The organism is Nocardiopsis metallicus (assembly GCF_014201115.1).
Taxonomy (GTDB): domain Bacteria; phylum Actinomycetota; class Actinomycetes; order Streptosporangiales; family Streptosporangiaceae; genus Nocardiopsis; species Nocardiopsis metallicus.
On record NZ_JACHDO010000001.1, the window covers coordinates 6,164,468 to 6,182,377 of the forward strand.

Sequence of the window (17,910 nt, forward strand, 5' to 3'; positions counted from 1 at the left end):
CGACCTTCAGGGGTCGGGGACGGAAGTCAGGGACCACCCAGGGCTCTCCCCGATGGGAATCGTCGTCGTGGACGGGCAAGGTAGAAGCATGAACGAGAACTTCGGGGGCAAGCGGCTCCAGCGCAGTGAATCCGACCGTTTCCTGACCGGTGTCTGCGGCGGTATCGCCGCCTACACGGGCATCGACTCCACCATCGTCCGGATCATCTTCGTCATCCTCGTCCTGCTGGGCATGGCCGGTATTCCGATCTACATCCTGGCCTGGCTGCTGATGCCCGCCGAGAGCGAGCAGCGTTCGCTGCTGGAGCAGATCATCCGTAACTTCCAGGGAAAGCCGAGTGAGCACTGATGTGGAGCCTGCGCGCACACCCGGACTGGCGGCGGCGTGAGCTGTGCGCTCCGCGGGAGGACCGGGAGGCCGAGGAGGCCCGCGAACAACCCGCGGAGCACCGCCCCGAGCGTTAGGGGCGGCCTCTAGGAGGCAGTCTCCGACTCGGTCGCCTCCATTCGCGCGGCGACCTCCCCGGACATCCGGGACCAGGGGATGGCCAGACCGATCGCGCAGAGCAGGGCGAGCGCCCCCGCACCGGCGATCACCGTGCCGGTGCCGGCGATCTCGACGAAGAGGCTGGACAGCAGGATGCCGAGGCCCTGCGCGGCCTGGAGCCCCGAGGCGACCAGGCCGAAGGCCAGTCCTCGGCCCTCCTTGGGCACACATAGGACAAAGGCCGCGTTGGCCACGAACTGGTACGAACCGGCCGCCCCGCATAGGGTCAGGGCCGCGATCATCATCCACAGCGGCATCTGGAAGACCCAGAGCAGCAGGGGTATGCAGGTGAGGATCGCGAGCGGCCCCAGCATCCGGATCCGGGTGGGCGGGGGGACCAGCCGGGTGAGGACGAAACCGCCGAAGAGCGCGCCGATCGACTGTCCGGCCATGATGAAACCGGCCGCGGCCGGACCGGCGCCCGCCTCATCGGCCATGGGGTTGGCCAAACCGTAGGGGACCGAGTACAGACCCGCGAGCCAGGCGAGCAGTGCGAGGGTGCGCAGCTTGGGGTCGCTGAAGACCAGCTTCGCACCGTCCCTGGTCATCACCAGGAGGCCGGGCCGCTTCTCGCCCTCCCCCTCGCGTGCCGGAGCGGGCCGCGACTTGACTCCGAGCCGCACGATCAGCGCGGACAGGACGAAGAGCAGGCCCGTCGACATCAGGGTGACGTTGGGGCTGACGAACGTGACGATCACACCACCCGCGATCAGCCCGAGGAGCATTCCGACCTGCGCGGTCAGCTGGATGATCGCGGTGCTGGCCACGTAGCGCTCGCCCTGGACGATCTGGGTGAGCAGGGCCGCCCGGGCCGCGGCGAAGGGGATCCCCGGCAGAACCGACAGGAACAGCAGGACCCAGACCGCCCAGATCGGCATCCCGGGTATTCCGACCAGCACGATGACCACGGCCCGGAGCAGGTCGCAGACGATCATCATCTGGCGCCGAGGCAGGACGTCGGCCAGCCCGGAGAACAGCGGGCCGGCGAGGATCGGCGGCAGGAACATCACGGCCAGCGTGACTCCGGCCGCGAAGGCCGACTGCGTCAGTTGGTAGACCAACACGCTGGCGGTGATGTTCAGCAGGTTGGTGCCGATCATCGACAGGGCGTGGGCCGCCCACATCGAGCGGAACTCGCCGATAGCCATGACGTCGCGGTAACTGCTCCGCCATTTGTCGTCCTGCGTCTCCGAAGATTCGTGGTCTCCGTCGTCAGGGGCTTTGTCAAGGCTTGGATTGCCCACCTGGCACTCCCTTACAGTCACAGGGGGTGGAATCACGCTGTGTCGTGTCCCAATGACCAACGGTTCCCGAAGTGGGCTTGGGTGGCAAGCCGGTTGGGTGAATTCGTGTCTGATTCGTTGCTCCGAGTAATTTCTCCTGGTCTGATTCGGTAGGGGTTCGTATTGGTGGCGTCCGGTTTGTTTTCCCAGGTAGCCACGGTTCAAGGGGAGGTTTTTCGGTCGCCTGGCGCGTCAGGCGCTGCGGAAAGTTGTTACCCGCCGCAGTGGTGCCGCGAATGCAAAACGGTGTCCCGAGCGCCCGAATTTATAGGATCTTCGGATGATTATTCGCCCGAGTGTCGCTCTGAGTGAGCACCGGTCGGTGGCGTTCCGAAGGGATCGGGGGTCGGCTCACAAGCTGTCGCCGGGTCCCCGGTCAGCCCCAGCCGAGTTCGGTGAGTCGGGCGTCGTCGATGCCGAAGTGGTGGGCGATCTCGTGGACCACGGTGATGAGCACCTCGTCCACCACCTGCTCCGGGGTCTCGCAGATCGCGCAGATGTTGCGTCGGTAGATGAAGATCTGGTCCGGGAGCACTCCGAAGTAGGAGTCGCCGCGTTCGGTCAGCGGGATCCCCTCGTAGAGGCCGAGCAGCCCCTCCTGTGACTCGTCCTCGACCGTGATCACCACGTTGTCCATGAGCTGGGCCAGCTCTGGCGGGATCTGGTCCAGGGCGTCGGCCACCAGTTCCTCGAAGTACCTGCGCGTCAGTTCAACCACGCCTGCCATTGTGCTGCCTCCCCGGAGCCGCAAGGAAGAGACATAACACTCTGGACGGGAGGAAACATTGGGAACGGCTCCACTCAACGGCATGATGGGGGTGTGTTGTCTTGGGGAGAGAACCGCGCCTGTGACTTTCGTGGAGCCTACGAACGGTTCCGAGCGACCCTGCGCCGGTGGCGTGCCGGGCGGCTGTGGCGATGGAGCTGTGTCTTCGTCGCGGGTCTGGTCGGCGGCTGGCTCGGCCTGGCCCTCGGCGGCCAGGTGGTCACGCCGATCGGCCCGGCGGACGTCACCTTCTCCCTGAGCCCCCAGTGGCACGGTGAGACCGTCGTCAACGTCGCCCCGCTGGGTCAGCTGGCCTTCGACACCCACGCGGCGCCGCTGAAGCTCGAGGCGACCATCACCGACATCCGGCTCGCCGCGGCCGAAGAGATGTTCGCCGACCCCGAGGCGATCAACCGGATGGCCGCGGGCATCGGCGCGGACCTCACCAGCGGCGTGACCGCCCTCCTGTTGCGGTCTGCACTCGCGGCGACCGCCGGCGCGGCCATCATGGGCCTGTTGCTCTTTCGCAGCGCCTGGCGCGCCCTGGCGAGCGGGGCCACCTCGCTGCTGGTCCTGGTGGGCTTCGGTGGCGTGGCCGGTCTCACGTTCAACCCGAGCGCCATCGCCGAGCCCCGCTACACCGGCCTGATCGCGGGCGCCCCGATGGTGGTGGGCAGCGCCGACGACGTGGTCAGCCGGTTCACCGAGTACCAGGAGCAGCTCGCCGGGCTGGTCGGCAACGTGTCGATGATCTACGAGGCCACCTCGTCGCTGCCGGTCTACGACGATGACGAGTCGGTCATCCGGGTGCTGCACGTCTCCGATATCCAGCTCAACCCGGCGTCGTGGAGCATCATCAGCACCCTCCAAGAGCAGTACGGGGTGGACGTGATCGTGGACTCGGGCGACCTGACCGACCGCGGCAGCGCGGCGGAGGACGTCTTCGCGGACGAGATTGGCAAGCTGGACGTGCCCTACGTGTGGGTGCGCGGACAGCACGACTCCATGGGTACCCAGCGCGCGGTGGAGGCCCAGCCCAACACCGTGGTCCTGGACGGGGACGTCGAGGAGGTCGGCGGTCTCACCTTCTACGGCGCGGGCGACCCCCGATTCACCCCGGACGCCACCCGGCTCAACCCTGACGCGGCCGGTGTGGCCGCGCTGGGTAAGGAACAGGCGGCGTCGATCGCGGGCGGTTCAGACGACGTGGACGTGGCGATCCTGCACACGCGCACCCAGGCGGAGCCGTTCGACGGGGTGGTTCCGCTGGTCCTGGCCGGGAACGAGCACCGGCGTTCCAGCGAGCTCACCGACCTGGGCACCAGGTTCCTCATTCAGGGGTCCACCGGCGGTGCGGGGCTGAGTGGGCTGGATCACGGTTCCGGCCGACCGACCCCGTATCAGGCGTCCGTGCTCTACTTCGATGCCGAAACCGGCCGTCTCCAGGCCCGCGACGACATCGACCTCGGTGGCATCGGTCTCACGTCCGCGCAGGTCGAACGGCATATCGAGGAGGACCCGGGGCGTAACGTCGGCGAACCGGTCGAGGACGAGGAGGACGAGGAGGACGAGGAGCCGAGCCCGGCGGAGGACACGCCCTAGCCGTTCTCCGCCCGACATGGAGCCCCTGTGCAGGCGCAGGTCGTGCAGGTCTCGGCCGGTCTCGGGCAATCACTTTGGTGTTGGTGGGAATCTCCCCTATGCTTAGGCTGTCTACACGGGCCCCCATCGTCTAGCGGCCCAGGACGCCGCCCTTTCAAGGCGGTAGCGCGGGTTCGAATCCCGTTGGGGGTACGAAGCGGTTCAGAGCACTGTCGGGCATCTGGCAGAATAAGAACCGCAGCGAAGCACGAGGCCAGCGCAGCCGAGTGTGACAACTGAACAAGGTCCTGTGGAGCAGTTAGGAGTGCTCGCCACCCTGTCAAGGTGGAGGCCGCGGGTTCAAATCCCGTCAGGACCGCAAGCGTCGTCGAGGTAATCGGCGCCGCGGCTAGGTAGCTCAGTTGGTACGAGCGTCCGCCTGAAAAGCGGAAGGTCGGCGGTTCGACCCCGCCCCTAGCCACACAGAACGAATCGCGTGAAACGCCCCGCAACCTGGGTTTCCAGGAGCGGGGCTTTTTCGTGTCCGGGGTGCGGACCGGGTGCCGGTGCGGGTTTTCGGTGGGCGGCTGCGCTGAATACGCGCTGGAGTTGCGGGTGGCTCAGTGGCGGTGCCAGGGCCCGGGACCATGCATCAGGACCCAAGCGCGATGACGAACGTGCTGAGGGCGAGCAGGGCGGAGGCCGGGGTCGCGGTCAGGCGTTCGGGGCGGCTGCGGGAGACGGCGTTCAGCCCGACCATGAGCACGGAGTAGGTGAACAGCACCCAGGTGGCGATGACGATCGCGGGGGATCCGCCGCCGGGGAGGAGGCCCGCACGGCTCGCCAGCAGTAGGGCGAAGCCTGGGAGGATCACCAGGGCTATCGCCGCCGACCAGCGTAAGCGCGGGGTCGGTACGCGCGCCTGGCCGCCCCACACGTACTCGCCCAAGGGGAAGCCAACGAGGATGAGGGCTTGAACCACCCCGAGGACGCTCAGGACGGCGAGTGCCAGGACGAGTGCCGCGGTGGTCATTGGTGTTCCCGTCTCGATGGCGTCCGTGCCGCCTGCTCGGCCCCGGACACTGCTCCCCCTAATATATCTCATAGATACTTTGGCGAGAGGGTGTCGACGGGGCTGGAGGAGTGCTTCGGCCGCCTCGATGGCGGCCTCGTCCAGTTCGTCCTTGGTCAGGGCATGGTCGGCGCTGGCCTGGCCGATCGGCATCGCCGAGATGAACAGGCCGCCGGGTAGGCGCTGGGGCGCCCCTCGGCTGCTCGAGAGGGCGGAACCGGGTTCACCAGGTGACGCCGTGCCAGCTCACGTGGTGGTCGGTGTGGTCGGAGTCCTTCGTGCACCAGTAGGTGGTGCCGTCGCGCAGGAGGAAGCGGTCACAGGCGATTCCGGCGGCTCGGTCCTCGGAAAGAGCGCGCAGCAGGTGTTCGTTGCTGCCGGGGAACCGTTCACCGAACCCCGGGCCGCCGAAGCTCTCCAGGCCCTCCAGGAGGCGTTCCTGGCGGGTCAGAGGGGCGCCGGGGCCGGCCGGTTCCGGGGTCAGGCTGATCACCAGGGCGGTGGCGTTGTCGGTGCTCTCCGCCTCGCGGGCGGCGTCCACCAGGACCTGAACCAGGGTCGCGGGGTCGTGCGCGTGGTCGGTGACCAGCTCGGCCAGCAACCGTTCGTCCACGTAGTCGTGGATGCCGTCGCAGGTGAACAGGGTGAGGTCGGCCGCGGGTGCGGTGGCGGTTCCGACCTCGTCGAGGACGGCGGTGGCCACGGAGGTGGTGACCGCGTGGTCGCCGACCCGCGCCAGATCGTCCGCGACCCACAGGTCGCGCAGTTCCTGCCCGAAGGTGTGGTCGTGGGTGTGCTGGCGCAGCCCTTCGGAGGGGCTCCAGGTCCACACCCGGCAGTCGCCGACCCAGGCGATGTCTATGGGCTCGTCCGGGGAGTCCTGGCGGGCGTGCGCCATCACGCAGTCGGTCCCGGGGTGGACCAGGGTGATCGCCCGATGGGCGGCGAGGACGGCGTCCACGGCCTCGCCCGAGGCGGTGGTGGCGGTGTCCGCGGCGAGCTGGGCGGCCTCGCGGGTGTCGGGGTGGTCGCCGAACCCGTCGGCCACGGCTGCCCGCCAGCCCCCGGAGGCGGGTTCGAGCCGGTGGGAGTAGGCGTCCTGCTGGCTCGGCCGAGGGCCCTGGTCAGTGTCGGTGGCGATGACGGGGGGACTCACGCGCGCTCCTTCGGCCGGATCCTGTGGTGCCGCACCCACAAACGATGGGACCTGGGGAGATGCACGGGGGCGGTGGTTTGGTTCGCGCGGGGAGGTCACGAGAGATCACGAACTAGAGGCAGCGCCCCTGCACATGGGGCGAACCATCGCGCTGTGACCGGTGTCTACACCGGTGTTGCCATATCCACCACGAGCAGGAGGCGCTTCCTTGCCACGGGAAAGTTCAGACGTAGTCGGTGAAGTTGCGGAGCTTCGGAAACGGTTCCATCTCCTGGCGAGCAAGGTCGACCGGCATAGAGCTGAGGCCTCCCGGGAGCGAATTCTGGTCGCAGCCCTCTCCTCCGGTGCGGTCGCTCTTTTCCTCTCCATGGCGCTGCCGTGGGTCCGTGACGGGGGCGGCCTGGGCTTCTCCGCGTCGGAAGGTGCGGCCCGTTCGAGGCCGTTGGGTGGTTACGCGACGGGCTGGGACGTGTTCGGGGCCGCCTTGGGGGAGCCCCGATGGCTGTACATGCTCGCCTTCGTCGCGCTTCTGGTCCTGTTCTTCTTCTCGCTGACCTGTCTCAAGGGGACGTCCAAGGGCATGTTGGTGACGACCGTGGTCCTGTCCGCCCTGACCCCGGTCCTGTACTTTCTCGCCTGGTTCCCCATGCTCTCCGACGAGGCGGAATCCGCAGGCTCCGGGGTGTTCGTCATGGTCGTGGCGTGCGCGGCGATCGGGTGGGCCGCCCGCGAGTCGATCCTCGATGAGCGCTTCAAGTAGGAGCGCCCTCCTTCGTCCCTGAGCCCGAGGTGTGCCGGGTTTGTCGGGTAGTGTCCGTTGACGTGAACCACGCGATCGCCGCTGACGGAACCCGCCTTTGGTACGACGTCCATGGCGCGGGGGAGACCCTGCTGCTCATCCACGGACAGTCCCTCGACCACGAGATGTGGGACGGGGTGCACGAGGACCTCGCCGAACGTTTCCGGGCGGTGCGCGTGGACCTGCGCGGCACCGGCGGCAGTGACGCGCCCCTCGACCGCGCCTACAGCATGGAGCTGCTGGCCCGGGACGTCCTCGCGGTCCTGGACGCCCTCGGGGTCGAGCGCGCGCACGTCTACGGGTTCTCCATGGGCGGGAAGGTCGCGCAGACCCTCGTCTCCATCGCCCCGGAGCGGGTGGGCGCCCTGGTGCTCGGCGCCACCGCACCCGGCGGGAAGAACGAGGTCGAGCGCCCCGAACACGCCTCCCTGGCCCTGCGCCGAGCCAGCAGCGATGAGGGGCGCGAGCTGATCGGCCCCCTCTTCTACACCCCAGAGTGGGCCCGGGAGCACCCGGAGACGGTCACCCGCATCCTGCCCCGAAACCCGCTGCGCGCCCAGCGCCGCCACTACGAGGCCAGCCTCAAGCACGACGGCTGGGACCTGCTGCCCCGGATTCAGGCGCCGACTCTGATCGTGCACGGCGAGGACGACGAGCTCACCCCGGTGGGCAACGCAGAGCTGCTCGCCGAGCGCATCCCCGGCGCCGAACTGCTGGTCCTGCCCGGCGTCCGCCACGGTTACCTGCACGAGGCCGTCCCCAAGGCCACCGAGGCGGTCCTGGACTTCCTCACCCGCAACCCGTTCTAGGTCGGACTCCCCCCAGGTCCGGTAGAGGAGTTCAGGGCTTGTCCTTGGCGGACTTCTGCTGCTGGGCCACCATCAGGGCCCTGACCGATTCCTGGGTGGGCTCCAGCCCGAGGATGCGCAGCGCCGCCATCATCCTGAGGTTGTCGCCTTGGACCGGGTCGCTCAGCGATCCGGTGATGTCCAGCACCCGGTCGACCGCGTCCTCCAGTCTGAGTTCCTCGTGCACCTTCTGCGCCTGTTCCGCCAGGTGCTTGCGGGACCTGTGCGCGTGCAGGGCGAGGGCCGTACCTAGGGAGAGCACGGTGCCGCCGGTGACACCGGAGGCCATGGCAGTGGCCGCCGCGCCGGTCTCGGTGGTGATGAACAGGGTGAGCAGCAGGCTCAGGAGCACACCGAGCGCGATGACGAAAGCGCCCGTCCCCATGACCCACATGCTCATTCGGAACGAGTTGTCCGCATGACGCAGTGCCTGTTCGTTGACACTCACCAGGAATCTCTGGGCGCGTTCGCGCCGGGGAGAAGAGGCGGGAGCGGTTGGGGGCCCAGGAACGGAGGGCGCCGGGGCATGGATGTTGACGGAGCCTACATGGATTCCACCAGCGATGCTGGCTCCAGTGACATACTGCATCCCGTCCCTCTCCCGGCCGATACCCGAACCGGACTCCCCGGGCTTCTCCCTCCGCGGCAGTTCGCGGGGCTTCTCCTCGGGGAGGTTCTCCGACGGCTGCTGCTTCTCGGGGTGGTTCTCGCTGTCCATGGCACCTGGCTTCCGCGGGAAGTCCGACGGGGAACCCCATCCTCGCTCAGGGAACTCCGGGATGACAGGGCCTTCAGTGAACCTGTGCGGCCCACGCCTTCCGCACGAGGTCGGCGGCCCGGGGGCGCAGGGCGATCTCCTCGGGGGTGAGGTTGGGGTCGTCCGAGCGCAGGGTGACCACCTCGTCGATGAGGCGGGTCGGGTCGCCCTTGACGTGGCCCACGTAGGGGGCCAGACAGGCCTCGGCCAGTCCGGCCAGGGGTGGGTCCGTGCTGTCCCCGGTCAGGGCCAGCAGCAGCGCTGTCAGGGCCAGGTCCAGGTCCGGGGCGCCGTCGCGTGCGTTGGTCCAGTCGATCACCACCGGGCCCCTCGGGGCGAGAACCACGTTGCCGGGGTGCAGGTCCATGTGCAGGAGCCGGTCCTGACCCGAGCCCTTCCTGCCGGGGAGTGCGTGCAGGCGTTCGTGGAGCTCCGCGAGGATCCGGCTGGACTCCTCGGGGCTGATCAGCCCGTCCAGGGAGGCGTCGAGCATCGTGGGCCCGTACAGGCGCTCCATCTCCAGTTCGCGGCCCTGCGCCCGGTGCACCTCGGGGACGGGGTAGCCGTGCCGGGCCGCGTGGGCCATGGCGGCGGCCTCGGAGGCGGTGTCGCAGAAATTCCGGTAGCGGCGCAGCACCCGGTGGTCGTCCAGGGCGAACACCTCGGCGTCGCGTCCGGAGGCCAGCGGGACGGGCGGGACGGGCGTGGCCATAGCGGCTCCTGACGCTTGTTGCGGGGGTGTGCCGCGCGCGGGATCAGGCCGGGGGCGGGAACTCCGTGCGGAGTTTGTCGAGCTGGCGGCGGTCCCGTTTGGTGGGGCGGCCCGCGCCGCGGTCCCGGCGGATCACCGGTCCGGTGGCCTGCGGCGGCTGTGCCGGGGTGCGGTCCGTGTAGCAGCGGGCGGCGATCGGTGCGCCGACCCTTTTCACGATGATGTGGGTCACATCGATGATACGAGTGGTGCCGTGCAGGCGGACCCTGACCTGGTCGCCGACCCTGACCGCCATGGCCGGTTTGGCCGGGCGGTCGTTGACCCGCACGTGCCCGCCGCGGCAGGCCTGGGCGGCGTCGGAGCGGGTCTTGGTGAGGCGTACCGCCCACAGCCAACGGTCGACCCGCGTGGAGTCCGGGCCGGAGGGGAGGGGGGCGGACGAGTCGCTCACGCAGGGGTCCTCTCGTGGTTTCGGGTGCGTTGTGAGCCACTCTATTTCGGCGGGGGTACGAAGTACTCCAAAGTCGCGCTAGAGTTGTGAACGCAACGAGGTCCTGTGGAGCAGTTAGGAGTGCTCGCCACCCTGTCAAGGTGGAGGCCGCGGGTTCAAATCCCGTCAGGACCGCATCATCGAAGGCCCGGTGTCCCAGACACCGGGCCTTCGGCGTTGTCGGGGAAACGAGAGGGACGGTTGTGAGCTACCGCTACGCCACCGAGCGCACGGACCACTCGGCGTTGGCCAGCGGACAGGTGTTGCGGTCCGCGCCCGGATACCCGGGGTTCCCCGTGAGACTGGCCAGCGAGCTCCTCCAGCGGGCGATGGTGCACGCGGAGGGCGGGCAGGTGCGCCTGTGGGACCCCTGCTGCGGCAGCGGGTACCTGGCGGCCGTCCTGGGCCTGCTCCACCGCGACCGGCTCACTCACGTGCGCGCCACGGACGTGGACGCGGACGCCGTGGGCATCGCCGCGCGCAACCTGGAGCTGCTGACGGCCGAAGGGCTGGCCGAGCGGGAGCGGGAGCTGCGCCGCTCGGCGCTGGACTTCGGCAGGGTGGCGTTCGTGGAACGGGCCGAGTCCGCCCGCGACCTGGCCGCGGGGCTGGCGGCCACGGGCGGCGACCTCCCGCACGAGTCCGCCGTGGCCGACGTCTTCGGACTGACCGAACCGGTCGACGCCGACCTCGTGATCACCGACGTCCCCTACGGCGAGATGACCCACTGGGAGGGCGGGGTCCCGGAGGGCGACCCGATCCGGGGGCTGCTCGCCGCCATGGGCCGCGTCCTGCCCTCGCACGCGGTGGTCGTCGTGACGGCGCGGACCCGCCGGATCCCGTTGCCGGAGGGGGTCCGGGCGCTGGAGCGGGTGAAGGTCGGCAACCGTTCGGCCGCCCTCGTCCGCGCCCGGGAGCTCGCCGCGGCGCTGTGACCGCCTCCCCGCCTCCCCGCCTGCCCGTCCCCGCCTGCCCGTCCCCGCCTGCCTGAATCCTGAGGCCGCGCTCCGTCCACAGGGTGTGGACAACTTTTCCGGCACTTCCCTCTCTCACCGCTAGCTGACGTCGCGGAAGGCGCGGGCGGTGTACAGGGCCACGATCAGCGCGACCACGGCCAGGAGCACGAAGCCCAGGGCGTAGGCGCCCGTGGCCTGGTAGACCACGCCCATCAGCAGCGGCGGGAAGTAGCCGCCCAGACCCCCCGCGGCGCCCACCAGGCCGGTGACCGTACCCACGCGGGACGGGTCCACGAGCTTGGCGACCAGGGCGAACACCGCTCCGGTGCCCAGGCCCAGGGAGAGCGCGATCAGCACGAAGGACAGTCCCGCCGGGAACTCCGCGGGCGGGTGCAGCGCCAGGACGAAGGCGAAGGCGCACGTGCCGAAGAACGAGATCAGGCAGACCTTCACCGGCCCGATCCGGTCCGACAGGATGCCGCCGATCGGCCGGGCGACCACCGCCGCGACCGCGAACCCGGCGGTGCGCATGCCGGCGTCGGTCTGCGCGAAGGCGTAGGCGGTGGTCAACAGGGTCGGCAGGTAGGTGGAGAAGGCCACGAAACCACCGAAGACCAGCGCGTACAGCGCGGACGCCTGCCAGGTCGCCCTGAGCTTGAGCGCCTCGCGCATGCGCGGCAGGGCCGCTTCGGTCTGCGGCTTCCAGGTGGGCGAGTCGCGGGCGAAGAACCACATGAGGGCGCCCATGGCGGCCAGCGCCACGCACATCAGCAGGTGGGTGGCGAACACGCCCATGGCCTCGACCAGGCGCGGGGTCAGGAAGGCCGAGAGCGCGGTGCCGCCCATGCCCGCACCGAAGACGCCCGTGGCGAACCCGCGCCGGTCGGCCTGGTACCAGGCGTTGACGAAGGGGATGCCGATCGCGAACGAGGTGCCCGCGATCCCGAGGAAGAAGCCCCAGAGCAGCAGCATTTCGTACGAGGACGCGAAGACCCCGACCAGGAGGGTCGGGACGATGCTGAGGAAGCAGATGACCGTGAACATCACCCGGCCGCCGTAGCGGTCGGTGAGGGCGCCCACCGGGATCCGGCCGAGGGAACCCACCAGCACGGGGAACGCCACCAGGATCGATGTCTGGGTCGGGGTCAGGCCCAGGTCCTCGCTGTAGCTCCGCGACAACGGGCCGATCAGGTTCCAGGCCCAGAAGGTCAGCGCGAACGCCGCCGTCGCGAGGGCGAGGTTGCCGCCCGCGGTCCCCGAGCGGGCGGTCTGCTCGCCAACTTCCGCACGCATTTCGGCTCCTTCTCTGTCGGTCTGCCGCGATTGTCACCTGATGCGGTGTGGGAAACGTGACATCCGTGCCGGAGCAGGCATATTTATTAACGGAATGTGGCCGGGTCCGGACGTGCTTTCCGGCGTCGCGGGCAAGGGGCGGGCAAACGGAGTGTTTTCCTGATGGCGGCACGGAGTAAAAATGAGGGAGCGGGCGAAAGCCTCCTCCGTTTGGGGAATTACCTGACCCGTTCGGTGCCCCTCGACGGGGAGCGTGCACAGGTCAGACATGGTGGACGCGAAGGGGACGTGTTCTACCGGGACCGCTGGAGCCATGACCGGGTGGTCCGTTCCACGCACGGCGTGAACTGCACCGGATCCTGTTCCTGGGATGTTTATGTCAAAGACGGAATCATTACCTGGGAAACTCAGGCCACCGATTATCCTTCGGTGGGTCCGGACCGTCCCGAGTACGAACCGCGCGGTTGCCCGCGCGGCGCCGCCTTCTCCTGGTACACCTATTCGCCGACCCGTGTCCGCTATCCGTACGCGCGCGGTGTCCTGGTCCAGATGTACCGGGAGGCGCGCGAACGGTTGGGCGATCCGGTCCTGGCGTGGGAGGAGATCACCACCGACCCCGCCAAGCGCCGCCGCTACCAGCGGGCGCGGGGCAAGGGCGGGCTGGTCCGCACCACCTGGGAGGAGGCCCTGGAGATCGCGGCCGCCGCGCACGTGCTGACGATCAGGAAGTACGGGCCCGACCGGATCGCCGGGTTCTCGCCGATCCCCGCGATGTCGATGGTCTCCCACGGCGTGGGCGCCCGGTTCGTGAACCTGCTCGGCGGCTCGATGCTGTCGTTCTACGACTGGTACGCGGACCTGCCGGTGGCCTCCCCGCAGGTGTTCGGCGACCAGACCGACGTCCCCGAGTCCGGTGACTGGTGGGACGCCGCCTACCTGGTGCTGTGGGGCTCCAACGTCCCGGTGACCCGTACCCCGGACGCCCACTGGATGGCGGAGGCCCGGTACCGGGGGCAGAAGGTCGTGGTCGTCGCCCCGGACTACAACGACGCCGCCAAGTTCGCCGACGAGTGGCTGGCCCCGCACCCGGGCACGGACGGGGCCCTGGCGATGGCCATGGGACACGTGATCCTCAGGGAACGCTTCGTCGACAGCCTCACCCCCCGCTTCGCCGAGTACGTGCGGTCCTACACCGACCTCCCCTTCCTGGTGGCCCTGGAGAAGCGGGGCGGCCGCCTGGTGCCCGGCAAGTTCCTCATGGCCTCGGACCTGCCGGACAACACCGACGACGCGAACCCCGACTGGAAACCCGTGTTCTGGCCGGAGGGGGAGGACGCCCCCCTCGCCCCGAACGGCACCATCGGCCACCGCTGGGGGGAGGAGGGCGAGGGCCGGTGGAACCTCGACCTGGAGGGCCGCGTCCCCGAACTCACCTTCTACGCCGAGGGCGCGGAGGCCGCGGAGGTCGCGCTGCCCCGCTTCGACACCCCCAGCGGCGCGGCCGAGGTCGACACCCGCGGGGTCCCGGTCCGCAGGGTCGGCGGGCGCCTGGTCACCACCGTGTTCGACCTCGTCCTGGCCCAGTACGGGGTGTCCCGCCCCGGCCTGCCCGGGGTGTGGCCCGCCGGATACGACGACCCGGACGCCGCCTACACCCCGGCCTGGCAGGAGACCCTGACCTCCGTCCCGGCCGACCGCGCGGTGCGCGTCGCCCGGGAGTTCGCCGACACCGCCGAGGCCAGCGGGGGCCGGGCGATGATCGTCCTGGGCGCGGGGACCAACCAGTGGTTCCACGGCGAGAACGCCTACCGCTCCTTCCTGGCCCTGCTGCTGCTCACCGGCTGCCAGGGCGTCAACGGCGGCGGCTGGGCGCACTACGTGGGCCAGGAGAAGTGCCGCACGGCCACCGGCTGGGCCGCCTACGCCTCGGGGATGGACTGGGCGCGCCCGCCGCGCTTCATGGCCGGGACCGCCTACTGGTACACGCACACCGACCAGTGGCGCTACGACACCTACCGGGCCGACGCCCTGATGTCACCGCTCGGCCCGGGGAGGGTGAGGGGCCGGCACACCGCCGACCTGGTGGCGGCCTCGGCCCGGATGGGCTGGATGCCGTCCTTCCCGACCTTCAACCGCAACCCGGTCCAGCTCGGCAGGGAGGCCGCCGAACTCGGCCGGGACCCCGCCGAGTACGTCGCCGACCAGCTGTACGAGGGCACGCTCCGCTTCGCCGCCGAGGACCCGGACGACCCGGCCAACTGGCCCCGGACCCTCACCCTGTGGCGCTCCAACCTGTTCGGCTCCTCCGCCAAGGGCAACGAGTACTTCCTCAAGCACCTGCTGGGCACCCACTCCAACCTCCAGTCGGAGCCCGCGGGCCCGGAGGACCGGCCCGAGGACGTGACCTGGCGGGAGGAGGTCCCGGAGGGCAAGCTCGACCTGCTGCTCACCATGGACTTCCGGATGACCAGCTCCACCCTGCTGTCCGACCTCGTACTGCCCGCCGCCACCTGGTACGAGAAGCACGACCTGTCCACCACGGACATGCACCCGTTCGTGCACGCCTTCAACCCGGCCATCGACCCGCCGTGGGAGACCCGCACCGACTTCGACGCCTTCCACGCCCTGGCGAAGGTGTTCAGCGAACTGGCCGCCGACCACCTCGGCGAGGTCACCGACCTGGTCGCGGTACCGCACCAGCACGACACGGCCGGGGAGCTCGCCCAGCCGCACGGGGTGCCGCCGGACTGGAAGGCGGAGGGCGAGCGCCCGGTCCCGGGCAGGACCATGCCGGGCATCGTCGCTGTGCGCCGCAACTACTCGGCGGTGGCCCAGAAACTCGCGGCGCTCGGCCCGCTCGCCGAGGACAGGGGGCTCCCGGTCAAGGGCGTGTCCTTCACCCCTGACGAGGAGATCGCGTGGTTGCGCCAGCGCAACGGCACCGTGCGCGGCGGGGTCGCGGACGGCCGCCCGTCCCTGGACACCGACGTCAAGGCCTGCGAGATGATCCTCGCGCTGTCGGGCACCAGCAACGGACGCCTGGCCGCGCAGGGTTTCGAGCGCCTGGCCGCGCGCACCGGCACCGACATGGACGAGCTCATCAACCACTCGGCCGATCGCCGGGTGGTCTTCGACGACGCCAAGCGCGGGCCGACCCCGGTGGGCACCAGCCCGGAGTGGTCCGGCAAGGAGGCCGCAGACCGCCGCTACTCGCCCTTCACCATCAACACCGAGCACGACAAGCCCTGGCACACGCTCACCGGCCGCCAGCACTTCTACGTGGACCACGACTGGATGCACGAGTTCGGTGAGGCCCTGCCGGTGTACCGGCCTCCGCTGGACATGAGCCGCCTGTTCGGTGAACCGCGGATCGGCCCGACCGGGCAGCGCGAGGTGGTCGTGCGCTACCTGACCCCGCACTCCAAGTGGTCCATCCACTCCGAGTACCAGGACAACCTGCTCATGCAGAGCCTGTCCCGGGGCGGCCCCACGATCTGGATGAGCGTGGCCGACGCCGAGGCGATCGGGGCCGCCGACAACGACTGGGTGGAGGCGGTCAACCGCAACGGCGTCGTGGCGGCCCGCCTGGTGGTCTCGCACCGGATGCCGACCGGGACGGTGTACATGCACCACGCCCAGGAGCGCACCGTCGACGTGCCCAGGACCGAGACCACCGGCCGCCGGGGCGGTATCCACAACTCCCTCACCCGCCTGATGGTCAAGCCGACGCACCTCATCGGCGGCTACGCGCAGTTCACGTACGCCTTCAACTACCTCGGCCCGACCGGCAACCAGCGCGACGAGGTCACGGTCGTGCGCAAGCGGACGACGGAGGTCCGGTACTGATGACGGAGCCGAACCAGACCGGGAAGGGGACGCGCCCAAAGGAGGGCACGGGCTCGGGGGGCCGGCCGATCGGCCGGGTCATGGCGCAGGTCGCCATGGTGATGAACCTCGACAAGTGCATCGGCTGCCACACCTGCTCGGTCACCTGCAAGCAGGCGTGGACCAACCGCGGCGGGGTCGAGTACGCGTGGTTCAACAACGTCGAGACCCGGCCCGGCCAGGGGTACCCGCGCACCTACCAGGACCAGGAGAAGTGGAGGGGCGGCTGGGTCCGCCGACCGAACGGGAAGCTGGTGCCGCGCGCGGGCGGCCGGATCAGACGGCTGGCGACGATCTTCGCCAACCCGGTGATGCCCTCCATCCAGGACTACTACGAGCCCTGGACCTACGACTACGACACCCTGACCAACGCGCCCCTGGGCGACGACTTCCCCGTGGCCACACCGCGTTCGGCGCTCACGGGCAAGCCGATGCGGGTGGAGTGGAGCGCCAACTGGGACGACGACCTGGGCGGCGGCCCCGAGCTCACCGCGCGGGACCCGATCGTGCGCAGGCTCGGCGACAAGGTGAAGCTCTCCTACGAGGACACCTTCATGTTCTACCTGCCGCGCATCTGCGAGCACTGCCTCAACCCGGCCTGTGCGGCCGCCTGCCCGAGCGGGGCGATCTACAAGCGGGTCGAGGACGGCATCGTGCTGGTGGACCAGGACCGCTGCCGGGGCTGGCGCATGTGCGTCACGGGCTGCCCGTACAAGAAGGTCTACTTCAACCACAAGACGGGCAAGGCGGAGAAGTGCACCTTCTGCTACCCGCGTGTGGAGGTGGGCATGCCCACCATCTGTTCCGAGACCTGCGTGGGGCGCCTGCGCTACCTGGGGGTCGTCCTCTACGACGCCGACCGGGTCGGTGAGGCGGCGTCGGTCGAGGACGAGCAGGACCTCTACGAGGCCCAGCTGGAGGTCTTCCTCGACCCCTCGGACCCGTCCGTGCGGGCCGCCGCCCGCCGCGACGGCATCCCTGACCGCTGGGTGGACTCGGCCGAGCACTCACCCGTCTACGCCCTGGCCAAGCGCTTCCGGGTGGCCCTGCCGCTGCACCCGGAGTACCGCACGATGCCGATGGTCTGGTACGTCCCGCCGCTGTCGCCGGTGGTGGACACGCTCACCCGGACCGGCCACGACGGTGAGGAGGCGGGCAACCTCTTCGGCGCCATCGACGCCCTGCGCATCCCGATCGAGTACCTGGCCGAGCTGTTCACAGCCGGGGACACCGCACCGGTGGACCTGGTGCTGCGGCGGCTGGCCGCCATGCGTTCCTACATGCGCCGGGTCAACCTCGGTCAGGAGCGGGACGAGTCCATCGCCGAGGCGGTCGGAATGACCGGTATCGAGGTCGAGGACATGTACCGGTTACTGGCTCTGGCCAAGTACGACGAACGCTACGTCGTGCCCACCGCCTTCGGGGTGGACGAGGCCGACAAGGGGGTCATCGAGGAGGTCGGGTGCAGTCTCGACTTCGACGGCGGCCCCGGGATGGGCGGGATGGGCGACGTCCCCTTCGGTGAGGCGTCCGGGCGCCCGGACGCGGCCTCCGTGGAGACCTTCCACGCACTCCGCGACCGCCAGAGCAGTGACGGCGCGGCCAACGACGGCGCGGCCCACGGAAGGACAGCTGCCAGGGGCCGCGTCAACCTTCTGAACTGGGACGGCAACGGACGTCCCCGAGGGCTCTTCCCACCCCGACGGGGTGGCGGTACCGACAACGGCGGAGACCGGGGCGCCGACCCCGGGCCGCGCTAGGGGGT

15 protein-coding genes and 4 tRNA genes are annotated in these 17,910 nt (G+C 69.7%); 11 read left to right on the forward strand and 8 right to left on the reverse strand.

What is annotated here, in order from left to right; genetic code table 11:
* Positions 1-88: 88 nt before the first annotated feature.
* Positions 89-349, forward strand: a complete 261-nt coding sequence (locus HNR07_RS27050; RefSeq protein ID WP_184367761.1) for a PspC domain-containing protein — start codon at positions 89-91, stop codon at positions 347-349.
* A 125-nt stretch (positions 350-474) separates the two neighbouring features.
* On the opposite strand, the gene HNR07_RS27055 is transcribed toward HNR07_RS27050, so the two are convergent.
* Both HNR07_RS27055 and HNR07_RS27060 read right to left on the reverse strand, forming a co-directional pair.
* Positions 475-1,791, reverse strand: coding sequence for an MFS transporter (locus tag HNR07_RS27055; RefSeq protein ID WP_184367763.1), 1,317 nt, complete (start codon positions 1,789-1,791; stop codon positions 475-477).
* Positions 1,792-2,206: 415 nt separating this feature from the next.
* Complete coding sequence (locus HNR07_RS27060; RefSeq protein WP_184367765.1) at positions 2,207-2,557, reverse strand: metallopeptidase family protein; 351 nt, start codon at positions 2,555-2,557, stop codon at positions 2,207-2,209.
* Positions 2,558-2,653: 96 nt separating this feature from the next.
* On the opposite strand from HNR07_RS27060, the gene HNR07_RS27065 reads away from it, so the two are divergent.
* From HNR07_RS27065 to HNR07_RS27080, 4 genes are all read left to right on the forward strand, one after another.
* A complete protein-coding gene (locus tag HNR07_RS27065) occupies positions 2,654-4,198 on the forward strand; it encodes a metallophosphoesterase family protein (protein ID WP_184372737.1) in 1,545 nt (514 codons plus the stop codon).
* A 119-nt stretch (positions 4,199-4,317) separates the two neighbouring features.
* Positions 4,318-4,390, forward strand: a tRNA-Glu gene (locus tag HNR07_RS27070).
* Between the two features lie 91 nt (positions 4,391-4,481).
* Positions 4,482-4,556 (forward strand) — tRNA-Asp (locus HNR07_RS27075).
* 28 nt (positions 4,557-4,584) lie between these two features.
* A tRNA-Phe gene (locus tag HNR07_RS27080) sits at positions 4,585-4,658 on the forward strand.
* Between the two features lie 171 nt (positions 4,659-4,829).
* Here the strand turns inward: HNR07_RS27080 and HNR07_RS27085 are convergent.
* Both HNR07_RS27085 and HNR07_RS27090 read right to left on the reverse strand, forming a co-directional pair.
* Complete coding sequence (locus HNR07_RS27085) at positions 4,830-5,210, reverse strand: hypothetical protein (protein WP_184367768.1); 381 nt, start codon at positions 5,208-5,210, stop codon at positions 4,830-4,832.
* Positions 5,211-5,472: 262 nt separating this feature from the next.
* The gene (locus HNR07_RS27090; RefSeq protein WP_184367771.1) at positions 5,473-6,405 is read right to left on the reverse strand and encodes a PP2C family protein-serine/threonine phosphatase; all 933 of its coding nucleotides are present in this window, start codon (positions 6,403-6,405) and stop codon (positions 5,473-5,475) included.
* Between the two features lie 367 nt (positions 6,406-6,772).
* On the opposite strand from HNR07_RS27090, the gene HNR07_RS27095 reads away from it, so the two are divergent.
* Together HNR07_RS27095 and HNR07_RS27100 are read left to right on the forward strand one after the other, a co-directional pair.
* Positions 6,773-7,165, forward strand: a complete 393-nt coding sequence (locus HNR07_RS27095) for a hypothetical protein (RefSeq protein ID WP_184367774.1) — start codon at positions 6,773-6,775, stop codon at positions 7,163-7,165.
* A 62-nt stretch (positions 7,166-7,227) separates the two neighbouring features.
* A complete protein-coding gene (locus HNR07_RS27100; RefSeq protein WP_184367778.1) occupies positions 7,228-8,013 on the forward strand; it encodes an alpha/beta fold hydrolase in 786 nt (261 codons plus the stop codon).
* 31 nt (positions 8,014-8,044) lie between these two features.
* Here HNR07_RS27100 and HNR07_RS27105 read toward each other — a convergent pair whose 3' ends face one another.
* The 3 genes from HNR07_RS27105 to HNR07_RS27115 form a co-directional block, all read right to left on the reverse strand.
* Complete coding sequence (locus tag HNR07_RS27105) at positions 8,045-8,770, reverse strand: TRADD-N-associated membrane domain-containing protein (RefSeq protein WP_184367781.1); 726 nt, start codon at positions 8,768-8,770, stop codon at positions 8,045-8,047.
* A gap of 73 nt (positions 8,771-8,843) precedes the next feature.
* On the reverse strand, positions 8,844-9,521 hold the full coding sequence (locus tag HNR07_RS27110; RefSeq protein WP_184367784.1) for a phosphotransferase: 678 nt from the start codon (positions 9,519-9,521) through the stop codon (positions 8,844-8,846).
* A gap of 43 nt (positions 9,522-9,564) precedes the next feature.
* Positions 9,565-9,972 (reverse strand): RNA-binding S4 domain-containing protein, encoded by a 408-nt coding sequence (locus HNR07_RS27115; RefSeq protein WP_184367787.1) that lies wholly within the window; start codon positions 9,970-9,972, stop codon positions 9,565-9,567.
* A gap of 99 nt (positions 9,973-10,071) precedes the next feature.
* Between HNR07_RS27115 and HNR07_RS27120 the strand changes: the two genes are divergently transcribed.
* Positions 10,072-10,146: transfer RNA gene (locus tag HNR07_RS27120), tRNA-Asp, on the forward strand.
* A 68-nt stretch (positions 10,147-10,214) separates the two neighbouring features.
* Positions 10,215-10,946: an rRNA methyltransferase gene (locus HNR07_RS27125; protein ID WP_184367790.1), complete on the forward strand. Its 732-nt coding sequence runs from the start codon at positions 10,215-10,217 to the stop codon at positions 10,944-10,946.
* A 120-nt stretch (positions 10,947-11,066) separates the two neighbouring features.
* On the opposite strand, the gene HNR07_RS27130 is transcribed toward HNR07_RS27125, so the two are convergent.
* Entirely contained in the window at positions 11,067-12,260 is a 1,194-nt protein-coding gene (locus HNR07_RS27130) for an MFS transporter (protein ID WP_184367793.1), read from the reverse strand.
* A gap of 162 nt (positions 12,261-12,422) precedes the next feature.
* On the opposite strand from HNR07_RS27130, the gene HNR07_RS27135 reads away from it, so the two are divergent.
* Together HNR07_RS27135 and narH are read left to right on the forward strand one after the other, a co-directional pair.
* The gene (locus HNR07_RS27135; RefSeq protein ID WP_184367796.1) at positions 12,423-16,106 is read left to right on the forward strand and encodes a nitrate reductase subunit alpha; all 3,684 of its coding nucleotides are present in this window, start codon (positions 12,423-12,425) and stop codon (positions 16,104-16,106) included.
* Positions 16,106-17,905, forward strand: coding sequence for a nitrate reductase subunit beta (gene narH / locus HNR07_RS27140; protein WP_184367799.1), 1,800 nt, complete (start codon positions 16,106-16,108; stop codon positions 17,903-17,905). Before HNR07_RS27135 ends, narH begins: the two co-directional genes overlap by 1 nt.
* Positions 17,906-17,910: the final 5 nt, after the last annotated feature.